The organism is Pseudooceanicola sp. DL12 (assembly GCF_056270665.1).
On record NZ_CM149884.1, the window covers coordinates 308,518 to 321,300 of the forward strand.

General features: G+C 66.5%; 15 protein-coding genes. 7 read left to right on the top strand and 8 right to left on the bottom strand.

Translation table 11 applies throughout. The features are described 5' to 3' along the window. Nucleotides 1–53: 53 nt before the first annotated feature. Nucleotides 54–1,016: an acetyl-CoA carboxylase carboxyltransferase subunit alpha gene (locus AC0WR5_RS01435; protein WP_475866284.1), complete on the bottom strand. Its 963-nt coding sequence runs from the start codon at nt 1,014–1,016 to the stop codon at nt 54–56. Between the two features lie 114 nt (nt 1,017–1,130). Between AC0WR5_RS01435 and AC0WR5_RS01440 the strand changes: the two genes are divergently transcribed. Next, a complete protein-coding gene (locus AC0WR5_RS01440; protein WP_475866285.1) occupies nt 1,131–1,985 on the top strand; it encodes an AraC family transcriptional regulator in 855 nt (284 codons plus the stop codon). A 1-nt stretch (nt 1,986) separates the two neighbouring features. Further along, entirely contained in the window at nt 1,987–2,598 is a 612-nt protein-coding gene (locus tag AC0WR5_RS01445) for a GyrI-like domain-containing protein (RefSeq protein WP_475866286.1), read from the top strand. A gap of 80 nt (nt 2,599–2,678) precedes the next feature. Here AC0WR5_RS01445 and AC0WR5_RS01450 read toward each other — a convergent pair whose 3' ends face one another. Beyond that, complete coding sequence (locus AC0WR5_RS01450; RefSeq protein ID WP_475866288.1) at nt 2,679–3,275, bottom strand: LysE family translocator; 597 nt, start codon at nt 3,273–3,275, stop codon at nt 2,679–2,681. A 96-nt stretch (nt 3,276–3,371) separates the two neighbouring features. On the opposite strand from AC0WR5_RS01450, the gene AC0WR5_RS01455 reads away from it, so the two are divergent. After that, nucleotides 3,372–3,824 carry an Lrp/AsnC family transcriptional regulator gene (locus tag AC0WR5_RS01455; RefSeq protein ID WP_475866290.1) on the top strand — a complete coding sequence of 151 codons (453 nt, stop codon included), beginning with the start codon at nt 3,372–3,374 and terminating at the stop codon, nt 3,822–3,824. A gap of 18 nt (nt 3,825–3,842) precedes the next feature. Here AC0WR5_RS01455 and AC0WR5_RS01460 read toward each other — a convergent pair whose 3' ends face one another. Then, nucleotides 3,843–4,412 carry a hypothetical protein gene (locus AC0WR5_RS01460; RefSeq protein WP_475866291.1) on the bottom strand — a complete coding sequence of 190 codons (570 nt, stop codon included), beginning with the start codon at nt 4,410–4,412 and terminating at the stop codon, nt 3,843–3,845. A gap of 355 nt (nt 4,413–4,767) precedes the next feature. Then, nucleotides 4,768–5,730 (bottom strand): L-malyl-CoA/beta-methylmalyl-CoA lyase, encoded by a 963-nt coding sequence (locus tag AC0WR5_RS01465; protein WP_475866293.1) that lies wholly within the window; start codon nt 5,728–5,730, stop codon nt 4,768–4,770. Nucleotides 5,731–5,971: 241 nt separating this feature from the next. Here AC0WR5_RS01465 and dgcN point away from each other — a divergent pair, with 241 nt between their 5' ends. From dgcN to AC0WR5_RS01485, 4 genes are all read left to right on the top strand, one after another. Then, the gene (dgcN, locus tag AC0WR5_RS01470) at nt 5,972–6,970 is read left to right on the top strand and encodes an N-acetyltransferase DgcN (protein WP_475866295.1); all 999 of its coding nucleotides are present in this window, start codon (nt 5,972–5,974) and stop codon (nt 6,968–6,970) included. Nucleotides 6,971–7,040: 70 nt separating this feature from the next. Further along, nucleotides 7,041–8,006 carry an N-acetyl-D-Glu racemase DgcA gene (dgcA, locus tag AC0WR5_RS01475; protein WP_475868856.1) on the top strand — a complete coding sequence of 322 codons (966 nt, stop codon included), beginning with the start codon at nt 7,041–7,043 and terminating at the stop codon, nt 8,004–8,006. Nucleotides 8,007–8,208: 202 nt separating this feature from the next. Then, nucleotides 8,209–9,072, top strand: a complete 864-nt coding sequence (locus AC0WR5_RS01480; protein ID WP_475866297.1) for a D-amino-acid transaminase — start codon at nt 8,209–8,211, stop codon at nt 9,070–9,072. A gap of 171 nt (nt 9,073–9,243) precedes the next feature. Next, nucleotides 9,244–9,900, top strand: a complete 657-nt coding sequence (locus AC0WR5_RS01485) for an SDR family oxidoreductase (protein WP_475866299.1) — start codon at nt 9,244–9,246, stop codon at nt 9,898–9,900. A 112-nt stretch (nt 9,901–10,012) separates the two neighbouring features. Here AC0WR5_RS01485 and nhaA read toward each other — a convergent pair whose 3' ends face one another. The 4 genes from nhaA to AC0WR5_RS01505 form a co-directional block, all read right to left on the bottom strand. Beyond that, nucleotides 10,013–11,206, bottom strand: a complete 1,194-nt coding sequence (gene nhaA, locus AC0WR5_RS01490; RefSeq protein WP_475866300.1) for a Na+/H+ antiporter NhaA — start codon at nt 11,204–11,206, stop codon at nt 10,013–10,015. An 86-nt stretch (nt 11,207–11,292) separates the two neighbouring features. Beyond that, nucleotides 11,293–11,610, bottom strand: coding sequence for a DUF1244 domain-containing protein (locus AC0WR5_RS01495; protein WP_475866302.1), 318 nt, complete (start codon nt 11,608–11,610; stop codon nt 11,293–11,295). Nucleotides 11,611–11,628: 18 nt separating this feature from the next. After that, nucleotides 11,629–11,955, bottom strand: coding sequence for a hypothetical protein (locus AC0WR5_RS01500; protein WP_475866304.1), 327 nt, complete (start codon nt 11,953–11,955; stop codon nt 11,629–11,631). 34 nt (nt 11,956–11,989) lie between these two features. Further along, on the bottom strand, nt 11,990–12,730 hold the full coding sequence (locus tag AC0WR5_RS01505) for an N-formylglutamate amidohydrolase (RefSeq protein ID WP_475866306.1): 741 nt from the start codon (nt 12,728–12,730) through the stop codon (nt 11,990–11,992). Between the last annotated feature and the right edge of the window lie 53 nt (nt 12,731–12,783).

Here is a 12,783-nt window from a genome sequence, read left to right on the forward strand (position 1 = left end):
AAAAAAGGCCGCCCTCTCCGGGGCGGCCTTTCGCAGGATCACATGGGGTCCGGTCAGGCGGCGAGGCCCTTGGAGCCCATGTCGAGGAACTTGGTGCGGCGGTCGTGGATCAGCGCCTCGCGCGACTTGCCCTGCATCTCGTCGAGCATCGCCTGGATGGCCTTGCCCACGGAGGCCATGGCGGCCTCGGGGGCGCGGTGGGCGCCGCCGGTGGGCTCGGGGATGATGCGGTCGATCACGCCGAGGAACTGCAGGTCCTGCGCCGTCAGGCGCATGGCCTCGGCGGCCTCGCGCATCTTCTCGGCGTTCTTCCACAGGATCGAGGCGCAGCCCTCGGGGGAAATCACCGAGTAGACCGAATGCTCGAGCATGGCGACCTTGTTGGCCGCGGCGATGGCCACGGCCCCGCCGGAGCCGCCCTCGCCGATGACGACGGAGATCAGCGGCACGCCGACCTGCAGGCATTTCTCGGTGGAGCGGGCGATGGCCTCGGACTGGCCGCGCTCTTCGGCGCCCTTGCCGGGATAGGCGCCGGCGGTGTCGACGAGGGTGATCACCGGCAGGCCGAACTTGTCGGCCATTTCCATCAGGCGGATCGCCTTGCGATAGCCCTCGGGGCGGGCCATGCCGAAGTTGCGCTCGATCCGGCTCTTGGTGTCGTTGCCCTTTTCATGGCCGATCACCATGACGGGGCGGTCGTTGAACCGCGCCAGCCCGCCCATCACCGCGTGGTCGTCGGCAAAGTTGCGGTCACCGGCCAGCGGCGTGAACTCGGTGAAGAGCTGGGCGATGTAATCCTGGCAATGGGGGCGGTCGGGGTGCCGCGCCACCTGGCATTTCCGCCAGGGCGTCAGCTTGGCGTAGAGGTCGACCAGCAGGTCTGCCGCCTTCTTGTCGAGCGCGGCGGCTTCCTGCTCGATATCCATTTCCTCGTTTTGCCGCGCCATTGCGCGCAGCTCTTCGGCCTTGCCTTCAATCTCGGCCAGCGGACGTTCGAAATCGAGGTAATTCGTCATCAAGGGCTCCTGCGTCGGTTGGGCGTTATATGACTGTGCGAGGCTCGGGATGCAATAAGGCAAGATTTGCCGGGTCGTGTCATGCCAAACCGGGTGCAGACAGGGGGAAGGCGGATGTCCGCGGATCACGAGGCGCGGCTGCTGCGGGTGGCGGCGCATATCCATGCGCACCCGGGCGATGATCTGTCGCTGGATGCGCTCTCGGAGGTGGCGGCGATGAGCCGTTTCCACTGGCACCGGGTCTGGCGCAGGGTGACGGGCGAGACCAGCGCGCAGATGGTGCGGCGGATCCGCCTGCACGTGGCGGCCTGCCGGATCGCGCGGGAGGCGGATGACATTGCGGTGATTGCCCGCGACGTGGGCTATCCCGACCCCGACAGTTTCGCCCGCGCCTTTGCGGCGCAGTATGGCATGAGCCCGGCGCGGTTCCGGCGCGCAGGGCCGATGAGCCAAGGCCCGGAGAGGAGCCCGAGCATGACCCATGACGTGACACTGGTGCAGGCGCCCGCCCGCCGCCTGGCGGGGCGGGGCCACCGCGGCAGCTATTTCCGCATTGCCGAGGCCTTCTCGCGGCTCGACGTGATGATCGCGGCGCGGGGGCTGTGGCCGCAGATGGGCGGGATGTACGCCGTCTTTCCCGATGACATCACCGTGGTGCCGGAGGCGGAGCTGCGCAGCTTTGCCGCCTTCGAGATCGCGGCGGAGATGGCGCTGCCCGAGGGGATGGAGGAATGGCACATTCCCGCGGGCGAGGAGGCGGTGCTGCTCCATCGCGGGCCCTATGCGGGGCTGCCGGGGGCCTATGAGCATCTCTACGGTGCCTGGCTGCCCGCCTCGGGGCGCGCGCCCGCTGATGCGCCCAGCTACGAGCATTACCTGAACACGCCGCTGGAGACCGCGCCCGCGGATCTGCTGACGGAGCTGCACCTGCCGCTGAAGGAGGGGCCGCTGAGGGGGAAGGGGGACTGAGATGGAGAAGCTGGATTTCCGCAAGGCCGAGCGGGCGCTCTATGCCGGCAAGGTGGGGCGCTGGGACCGGATCGTGGTGCCGAAGATGCGCTTTGTCACCATTGCCGGGCAGGGGGCGCCGGCGGGGGAGGCCTGGCAGGCGGCGCTGGGCGCGCTCTACCCGGTGGCCTATGCGGTGAAATTCGCCATGAAGGCGGCGGGGGCGGATTTCGTGGTGCCGCCGCTGGAAGGCACATGGCACGCGGAGGACCCGGGCGCCTTCCTGGCCGGGCGGCGCGAGGAATGGCGCTGGACGGCGATGCTCCGGGTGCCGGATGCGGTGAGCGGGGAGGTGTTCGCGGCGGCGGTGGCGAAGAGCGCGGGCAAGGCCGACGCGGCGGTGCTGACCTCGGTCGAGCTGAGCGACATCGAGGAGGGCGACAGCCTGCAGACGCTGCACATCGGGCCCTATGCCGCCGAGACGCCGGTGCTGGCCGATCTGCATGGGCGGGTGATGCCGGAGGCCGGGGTGACCTTTGGCCTGCCGCATCACGAGATCTACCTGTCGGATGCGCGGCGGGTGGCGCCGGAGAATCTGAAGACGATCCTGCGTCAGCCGGTTCGGCCGATCTGATCCAGCGCCGCGCGGTCGCGCAGGGTGTCGAGGGTAGCCAGGTGCAGGGGCGAGCTATGCCCCATCCGGACACGGCGCGTTCAGTGAAAGAAGACCGGATAGAGCGAGGCCACCAGCAGTGCCGCCATGGACCAGTTGAAGATGGCCAGCCGGCGCGGGTTTCCGAGCAGGCGGCGCACCTGCTGGCCGATCAGGGTCCAGAGGCTGAGGCAGGGTACGCAGACGGCGGCGAAGAGCAGGGCGATCAGCCCGATCGCGGCCAGGCTGCGATCGGGGGCGAAGAGGGTGATCGCCCCGAGCGCCATGGTCCAGGCCTTTGGGTTGACCCACTGGAAGCCGGCGGCCTGAAGAAAGCCGAAGGGACGCCCGGCGGCATCGCCGCCCTGGCCCGGGGCGGCGGCATGGGCGATCTTCCAGGCCAGCCAGAGCAGGTAGAGCACGCAGGCGACGGTGAGCGCCTGCTGGACGACGGGAAAGGCCTGAAAGACCTGCATCAGGCCGACGCCCACCAGAAGCGTCATGGCGCCGAACCCCAGGGCCACGCCCAGCATGTGCGGCAGCGTACGGCGATAGCCGAAGTTCGCCCCAGAGGCCATGACCATCAGGTTGTTGGGCCCTGGCGTGATGGTGGAGACGAGGCAGAAGAGGAAAAGGGCGGGCAGGGTCTGAAACAACATCGGAAGCACTCTTTTAGGCGGTGTTCCGCAATCATATTGGGCGAGATGCGCCTGAAAGTTGTTTTCTGCGAGGGAAATCCGCCTATCCTGCAATCCATGAGCGAGATGGATCAGATCAACCGAAAGATATTGCGCGAACTGCAGCGTGACGGCCGGATCTCGAATCTCGACCTGGCCGAAAAGGTGGGGCTGTCGCCCTCGGCCTGCCTGCGCCGGGTGCAGGAGCTGCAGCGGCGCGGCGTGATCACCGGCTTTCGCGCGGTGACCGACCCGGTGGCGATGGGGGTGACCTTTGTCGCCTATATCATGGTGGGGCTGAGCGAGCACACCAAGGCCGCGCAGGAGGGATTCGAGCGCGCCATGCGCGATGTGCCAGAGGTGCGGGAGTGCCACAACATCACCGGCGAGCGGGAGTACCTGCTGCGGATCGAGGCGGCGGACCTGGCCGCCTACAAGGCGTTTCACACCGATGTGCTGGGCACGCTGCCGCAGGTGAACGCCATCACCTCCTACGTGGTGATGGGCTCTCCCAAGGACGAGCGCGCCTGAAGGCCTGCCCGGACGTGCCTACTGGCAGTAGGCCGCCTGTTCGGCGATGGCATCGCCGGAGCCGGTGAGGTCGATCGGCTCGGCCTGGTGCTCGATCACCAGGGCGCTGCCGGAGCGCAGCACGTCGAGGAACTGGTCACGCTCGTCCGGGGTGTCGAAGAGCATCTTGTAGCCGTGCACGTCGCCCTTGGCGAAGTTCGGATCCTCGGTGGCGCCCGTGTATTCGAGCATGTAGACGCCGGAGAAATCATCGACGGTAAAGCGGGCGAGGGCCTTGTAGGCCTTGCCGCGGCCCTCCTTGCCCTCGATGCCGTCGAGCTTCTCTCCGAACCCGAGACGGACGGAGCGGCCGTCGGCGTCGCAGCGAATCGAGAAGTAGTCGCCGGCCTCGGCGCGGGGCTGGGTGAGATACATCAGCAGCCCGTTCTGACCGGCGCCCTTGTTCTGCATCCACTTGCCGTTGAAGACCTTGACCGCATCGGTCTCGACCACCTCGGTCGAGGTCTGTGCAAGGGCGGCGCCGGCGGTGAGGCCGAAGGTGAGGGTGAGGGCAAGGGTCTGGGTCAGGGCAGTTCGGATCGGGCGCATGGGTCACTTCCGTGGCAAGGGCTGTGGCGGGTCTCTCGGCCCGAGACTTATATTTTCAGGCCGGTTTGCCAAGGCAATAGCGTGGGGCGCGACGCAGGGGCGTGGTCCTGCCGCATCACGGTTGCGTCAGTGCACGGGGTGGGCACGGGCTGGGCGCGGGGCAGGCGCGGGGCTGGGGGCAGGACGGGACGAGACGGGGGCGTATGGCGCCGCGCGCACCGGCGCCGGACGGGGGCCGAAACGGGAGCAGAACCGGGGTGCGACAGCATGACGCAAGGTAAACACGGGGAGCGGGAAAAGGAAGCGCCCGCGAGTCCTCCTCACGCGGGCGCTCCGCCGAACGTGCCTGCGTCACCTAACGGGATGCGGCGATCAGCTCGGCCTGTTTCACAATCACTTGTGCCTGCTTAATAGATGCAATGTCAACTAGTCTTCCTTTGTAGACTGTCGCGCCGGCACCCGTTCGGGTTGCTTCCTCCATCGCGGCGAGAATCTCGCGCGCCTCGCCGACCTTGGCCTCGGAGGGGGTGAAGACCTCGTTCGCGAGGGCGATCTGCTTGGGGTGGATGGCCCATTTGCCGACCATGCCGAGGGTCGCGGAGCGCAGCGCCTGGGCGCGATAGCCGTCGTCGTCAGAGAAGTCGCCGAAGGGCCCATCCACCGGCAGAAGGCCATGGGTGCGGCAGGCCGCGACGATGGCCGTCTGCGCCCAATGCCATGGATCTGCCCAGTATTTCTGACCCTCACGCAACATGTAGTAGTCTTCCTGGGTGCCGCCGATGCCGGTCGTCTGCATGCCCATGGAGGCCGCGAAATCGGCCGCGCCCAGGCTCATGGCCTCGAGCCGGGGGCTGGCGGCGGCGATCTCCTCGACATGGGCGAGGCCGGCGGCGCTCTCGATGATGACCTCGAAGGCGATGCGCTTTTTCCGGCCCATGGCGTTTTCGATGCCGGTGACCAGCGCGTCGACGGCATAGATGTCGGCGGCACAGCCCACTTTGGGAATCATGATCTGATCCAGGCGCTCGGAGGCATTCTCCAGCAGATCGACCACGTCGCGGTACCAGTAGGGCGTATCGAGCCCGTTGATTCGCACCGCCAGGGTCTTGGTGCCCCAGTCGACATCGCCGATGGCCTCGATGATGTTGCGGCGCGCCTGCGGCTTGTCATCGGGCGAGACGGCATCCTCGAGGTCGAGGTTGATCACGTCGGCGGCCGAGGCGGCCATCTTCTCGAACAGCTTGGTGTTCGACCCCGGCCCGAAGAGCTGGCAGCGGTTCGGGCGCGCCGGGGGCTGAGGCTGGATACGAAAGGACATGGCGCATTCCTTGGGTAATGAAGTTTCGATTTGATCGTCACATTGGTTATTAAATTGCTCGTGCAAACTCAAGTTGATTTTGCACCGCAGCATACTCTCTGTACAGCAGCGAAAGGATCTTCGAAAGTTATCCCCAAAAGCCGGACATCCTTGTTCAGATCGTCGCCGCGGCGCCAGATTTGCAAACACCTTGACGAAGAATCGTCGCAATCTGGGGAAAAGTTACATGGGAGTGTATCCAATGATCGAAACGCCGTATCTGCTTTTCCTCGGTGACGCGCCGGACGGCCTCGCGGCCAAGGTCGCGCAGGGCATCAAGGACTGGCGTCCCGGCAACTGCGTCGGCCAGTTCCGCATGGAAGGCTGCAAGGCCGACATGAAACTGCCCGACATGACCCTGGCCGAAGCCAAGGCCGCCGGCGCCAAGACGCTGGTGATCGGCGTGGCCAACCGCGGCGGCATCATTTCGCCGGCCTGGAAGAAGGTGCTGATCGAGGCGCTGGAAGAGGGCTTCGACATCGCCTCGGGCCTGCACAACCTGCTGCGCAACGAGCCCGACCTGGCCGCCGTGGCCAAGGAATGCGGCCGCACCCTGCACGACGTGCGCATCCCCTCGGTGCAATACCCGATCGCCTCGGGCGTGAAGCGCAAGGGCAAGCGTTGCCTGGCCGTGGGCACCGACTGCTCGGTGGGCAAGATGTACACCGCGCTCTGCATGGACAAGGAAATGAAGGAACGCGGGCTGAAATCCAGCTTCCGCGCCACCGGCCAGACCGGCATCCTGATCACCGGCGACGGCGTGCCGCTCGATGCCGTGATCGCCGACTTCATGGCCGGCTCGATCGAATACCTGACGCCCGACAACGATGACGACCACTGGGACATGATCGAGGGCCAGGGGTCGCTGTTCCACGCGTCCTATTCCGGCGTGACCATGGCGCTGGTGCATGGCGGCCAGCCCGATGCGCTGGTGATCTGTCACGAACCCACCCGCGAGCACATGCGCGGCCTGCCCGACTACAAGCTGCCCTCGCTGCAGCAGGTGCAGGACGTGGCGCTGACGCTGGCCACCTGGGTGAACCCCGACTGCAAGGTGGTGGGCATCTCGGTGAACACCCAGCACATGTCGGAAGACGAGGCCCAGGCCTACCTGGCCAAGGTCGAGGCGGAGATGGGCCTGCCGGCCACCGACCCCTACCGCTATGGCGCTGCCAAGCTGGTGGATGCGCTGATCGCCTGATCGCCAAGAGACGGAGCCCGCCGGAGACGCCTTCGGCGGGCATATTTCTGGAAAGATGAAAGGGAACGACGTGAAGATCGACGTGACCCGAGACAGCTTCCCGCTGGCGCAGGTGTTCCGCATCAGCCGCGGCGCCCGTACCGAGGCGCAGGTGCTGACCGTGCGCGTGAGCGACGGCGAACACAGCGGCTGGGGCGAATGCGTGCCCTATGCGCGCTACAACGAGACGCTCGCCTCGGTCGAGGAAGAGATCGCGGCGCTGCCGCCGGACATCACCCGCAAGGGCCTGCAGGAGCTGCTGCACCCGGGCGCCGCCCGCAATGCGGTGGATTGCGCGCTCTGGGACCTGGAGGCCAAGAAGGCCGGCAAGCGGGTCTGGGAGCTGGCCGGGCTGCCGGCGCCCAAGCCCGAGATCACCGCCTATACGCTGTCGCTGGACGAGCCCAAGGCGATGCAGGCACAGGCCGAGAAGAACGCCTGGCGGCCGCTGCTGAAGATCAAGCTGGGCACGCCCGACGACATGCCCCGCCTTGAGGCCGTGCGCCGCGGCGCGCCGAACTCCAAGATCATCATCGACGCCAACGAGGGCTGGTCGGCGGAGGTTTACGCCGATCTGTCGGCCCACCTGCTGCGCCTGGGCGTGGCTCTGGTGGAACAGCCGCTGCCGGCGGGGCTGGATGATGCGCTGATCGGCATGGACCGGCCGGTGCCCGTCTGTGCCGACGAGAGCTGTCATGACCGCGCCAGCCTGCCCGACCTGAAGGGCAAGTACGACGTAGTGAACATCAAGCTCGACAAGACCGGCGGGCTGACCGAGGCGCTGGCGCTGCGCGATGCCGCCCTGGCCGAGGGCTATGAGGTGATGGTGGGCTGCATGGTCGGCTCCTCGCTGGCCATGGCGCCGGCGGTGCTGGTGGCGCAGGGCGCCCTGGTGACCGATCTGGATGGTCCGCTGCTGATGGCCGAGGATCGCGATCCGGCACTGCAATACGACGAGGCCGGCGTGCATCCGCCTGTCGCGGCCCTCTGGGGCTGAGGCAACCCTTCCCCAGGGCACCCGGACGATCGGGGCCCCCCGGGCAGGTCGCGGCATTCCCTTCCTGCGACCTGCCCGTCCTGACTATTCCGCGCGGAAATCTCTCCGGCGCGAGCACTGGTCTTTTGCGGCCGAAAGGCGCAAGAGGCGGCATCACTGACAGCAGCGGGGCCCGGCCCCGGCATCCAAGGAGATCCACGCGATGAGCCGTATTGTCTATCTCAACGGAGATTACCTGCCCGAGGAAGAGGCCAAGGTCTCGATCTTCGACCGGGGCTTCCTGATGGCCGATGGCGTTTATGAAGTGACGTCCGTTCTGGACGGCAAGCTGATCGATTTCGGCGGCCACGCCAAGCGCCTCGAACGCTCGCTGGGCGAGCTGGAGATGGCACTGCCCGTCACCATGGACGAGCTGCTGGAGATCCACCGCGAGCTGGTGGCGAAGAATGGCATCACCGAGGGGCTGGTCTATCTGCAGGTGACCCGCGGCGCCCCCGACGACCGCGACTTCGTCTTCCCCGATCCGGAGAAGGTGCCCTCGACCCTGGTGCTGTTCACCCAGAACAAGCCGGGCCTGGCGAATGATCCCAAGGCCGCCAAGGGCACCAAGGTGATCTCGGTTCCCGATATCCGCTGGCACCGCCGCGACATCAAGACGGTGCAGCTGCTCTATCCGTCGATGGCCAAGATGATGGCCAAGAAGGCCGGCGCCGACGACGCATGGCTGATCGAGGACGGTTTCGTGACCGAAGGGTCCTCGAACAACGCCTATATCGTCAAGGACGGCAAGATCATCACCCGCGCGCTGAGCACCGACATCCTGCATGGCATCACCCGCGCCGCCGTGCTGAAGATGGCGGCCGAGGCGCAGATGGAGATCGAGGAACGCAACTTCACCATCGAGGAAGCCAAGGCGGCTGACGAGGCCTTCACCACCTCGGCTTCGGCCTTCGTGATGCCCGTCGTCTCGATCGACGGCGTGGCGCTGGGCGATGGCACCCCGGGCCCGATCGCCAAGCGCCTGCGCGAGATCTATCTGGCCGAATGCATGAGCATGGCCGTCTGATCACAGCCTGAACGAGGGGGGGGCGGGGCCAATACGGCGCCGTGTCCTCCGTCTTTCTGCCGAAAAGGCCCGCTGCAGTGCAGCGGGCCTTTTGCTTTCCGTCGCGGACGATTACCTCTCGCTTGGGCCCGCCACATGCCGGGTCAAGATTTACAGCACGGAGCCCCGCTCATGTCCCGAATCCTGCTCATCGGCGCCACCGGCGGTGTCGGCCACCGCCTTGCGCCCATGCTGATCGCTTCCGGTCACCAGGTCTCCGGCCTCTATCGCACGCCGGGCCAGGAGGAGCTGCTGCAGGCCGCGGGGCTGAACCCGGTCGAGGGCGACCTGATGCAGATGAGCGCCGACGACATGACCCGGGCCGCCCGTGGCCACGACATCATCGTGTTTTCCGCCGGGGCCGCGGGCAGCGGGGCCGACCGCACCTCCGAGATCGATGGCCAGGGGCCGGTGAAATGCCTGGCCGCGGCAAAGGCCAACGGCATCTCGCGGCTCTATCTGGTCTCGGCCTTTCCCGAGGCGGGGCGCGGCGCGCAGCCCAAGATGGGCTTCGAGCACTACATGCGGATCAAGAAACAGGCCGACGTGGCCGTGGCGCAGAGCGATCTCGACTGGGTGATCCTGCGGCCGGGCACGCTGACGCACGAGGATGGCGACGGCAAGATCGCCCTGGGCAAGGCGCTGCCCTATGGCAAGGTTGCGCGCGGAAACGTGGCGGCGACGCTGTCGCGGCTGATCGCCACCCCGGGCATCCGCCGCGAGATCTACGAGCTGACCGACGGCGACGTGCCCGTGGCGCGGGCAGTCTCGGAGCTGGTGCGGGGCTGAGGCCCCGCCCTGAACTCCCGGACCGAGCTTCCCGGCGCATCGGAGAGCTGCCAGGCCAACGAAAAAAGGGCACCCCGCGGGGTGCCCTTTCGCATTTTCGGAGCGCGTCGGATCAGGCTTCGGCGGGGGCGCCCTTGGGCGCCGGTTCGCCGCGCGAGGCGAGCTTGAGCACGGTAAAGCCCAGCACCGCCGAGATCAGCGAGCCGCAGAGCACGCCGAGGCGGACCGAGTTCATGTGCGCCGCATCGCTGAAGCTGAGCGTGCCGATGAAGAGCGACATGGTGAAGCCGATCCCCGCCAGGCAGGCGATGCCGTAGATGTGCATCCAGTTCGCCCCGGAGGGTTTGCGCGCGATGCCGAGCTTGACCATCAGCCAGACGGTCGAGAAGACACCGACCTGCTTGCCGATCACCAGGCCGCCCATGATGCCGAGCGCCAGCGGATCGAGCAGGTCCTGCACGGTCAGGCCACGCAGGTTCACACCGGCGTTGGCAAAGGCGAAGAGCGGCACGATCATGAAGAACACATAGGGCGCGAGGCCGTGTTCCAGCTTGTGCAGGGGCGACTTGCCGTACTTGTCCTTGAGCGGAATGCAGAAGGCCGCGATGACGCCGGCCAGCGTGGCATGCACGCCGGATTTCAGCACCAGGACCCACATGATCGTGGCAAGGATGATCATCGGGGCGATGCGGTGGATGCCGCGCAGGTTCAGGAACACCATGATCGCCAGCGGGATCAGCGCCATGTAGAGGTACTGCGGCTGCATGTCCTGGGTATAGAACAGCGCGATCACCACGATGGCGCCCATGTCGTCGAGGATCGCCAGCGTCAGCAGGAAGATCTTGAGCGAGGCCGGCACCCTGGGGCCCACCAGCGCCAGCACGCCGAGCGCGAAGGCGATGTCGGTGGCCGCCGGAATGGCCCAGCCGCCCATGGTTTCCGTGTTGCCCCAGTTGAGGGCCACGTAGATGATTGCCGGGGCTGCCATGCCCGCGACCGCCGCCATGCCGGGCATGATCACGTCGCGCGGGTTCTTCAGCTTGCCTTCCATCAGCTCGCGCTTCAGCTCGAGGCCGGTCAGGAAGAAGAAGACGGCCATCAGGCCATCGTTGATCCAGTGCAGAAGGGATTCGTCGACCCCCTTGCCCTCGATCTCGATCGCAAGATGCAGGTGCAGGAAGTGTTCGTAGGCCGGGCCGAGCGCCGAATTGGCCACGATCAGCGCCAGAACCGTTGCGCCGATCAGAAAGATCCCACCCGCCGCGTCACTTGAAAAAAATCTGTCGAGCTCACGCCGCAGCCCCATAAATACCTCCATACGGTTTTCAAGACATTCTCCCCGAAATGGGAAGCAGGGGCCCCGTCACAAGGTTGGATTGTGCAAAGGCGCCCTTATGTGTCCTTTTTGCCGACATTCTCGCGGAATGCGATATCGAATTCCGCCTTTTTCGCATCATCCGCCTCGGTCTGATGTGCGGATTTCCACGTATCATAGGGCATACCGTAGAAGATCTCCCGGGCTTCGTCCTTGGTCATCTCGATCCCGCGCGCATTCGCCGCCTCCTGGTACCAGCGCGACAGGCAGTTGCGGCAAAATCCGGCAAGAGTCATCAGGTCGATGTTCTGCACGTCCGGGCGTTTTTCCATCAGGTGGTCGCGCAGGGTGCGAAAGGCCGCGGCCTCGAGCTCGATACGGGTCTGGTCGTCCATGGGCTTGTCTCCTGTCTGTCAGCGTTTGCGGAAGGATACCCTGGGGATGCGCGCCGTATCCACGCCGATGGCGCAATCGGCGGGCAGCAGGCGGGTCAGCTCGGCCATCACGATGTCCGCAAGCGCGACATGCTGTTCCTCGGGGCGGCTGTCCATCAGGCGCAGGGTCACGTTGACGAAGCGCGGCTCTCCCGAGAGCAGCAGGAAGCCGGTGCATTCGTGGGCGCGCACCTTGACCGCGGTGCGCGGCACCTCGGGGTGGCTGGCCACGGCTTCGGCCAGGGCCTCCATCAGGGGGGTGAGCGGCTGCTCCAGCCCGCCGAATTCCATCACGATATGGGGCATCTCGGGTCCTTTCCGGTGCGTCAGGGGAGGGGTGTCAGAGGCCGGTTTCGGCCAGGACCTCCTGCAAGATCGGCGCCAGGCGCAGGGCCCAGGCGCGCTGGTCCGCCTCGGAGGTGATCAGGTCGTTGCGCAGCTCGATCAGCGCATTGGGCCGGCCGTGGTCGATGGCGTGGCGTTCCACCGCATCGCCAGGCAGGTGGCCGCCATAGGGTTCGTTGGCCCCGATGCAGAGGTCCTCCTCCTGCCGCAGCCGCGCGATCAGCGGCGCGGTCAGCCGCTCGTCGGAGGCAAAGAGCACGCCGATGTGCCAGGGCCGTTTCGGCCGGCCGCGCAGCTGCGGGGTAAAGGAGTGGATCGAGAGCAGCACCGTGTCGGCGCGCCGGGCCGCCAGGGCCTCCAGCGCCGTATGGTAGGGGCGATAGCAGCGCTCGAGCCGCGCCTCGAGCTCGGCCGGGCCGGCGTGGCGGTTCCCGGGGATGATGGTGCCGTCGTAGAGCTTCATCAGCAGCGTCGGATCGTCCTCGCCGCGGTTCGGATCGATCACCAGGCGCGAGAAATTCGACAGGATCGCAGGCGCATCAAGCACTTCGGCCAGGGCCGTGGCCAGGCCGGCGGCGCCCACGTCATAGGCGATGTGCCGGTTCATGTCGCCCTCCGGCAGGCCCAGGGTTCCGCCGCCGACGAAATCGGGTACGGTGTTGGCAGCATGGTCACAGGTCACCAGCCATCGTGCCGGACGGTCTTTCCCAAAGCTTTGAAACGGGGCATACGTCATGGGGCTGTCACCTCGATTGGCAATGGTGGTTTTAAGCCGTAAAGTGCGATGTG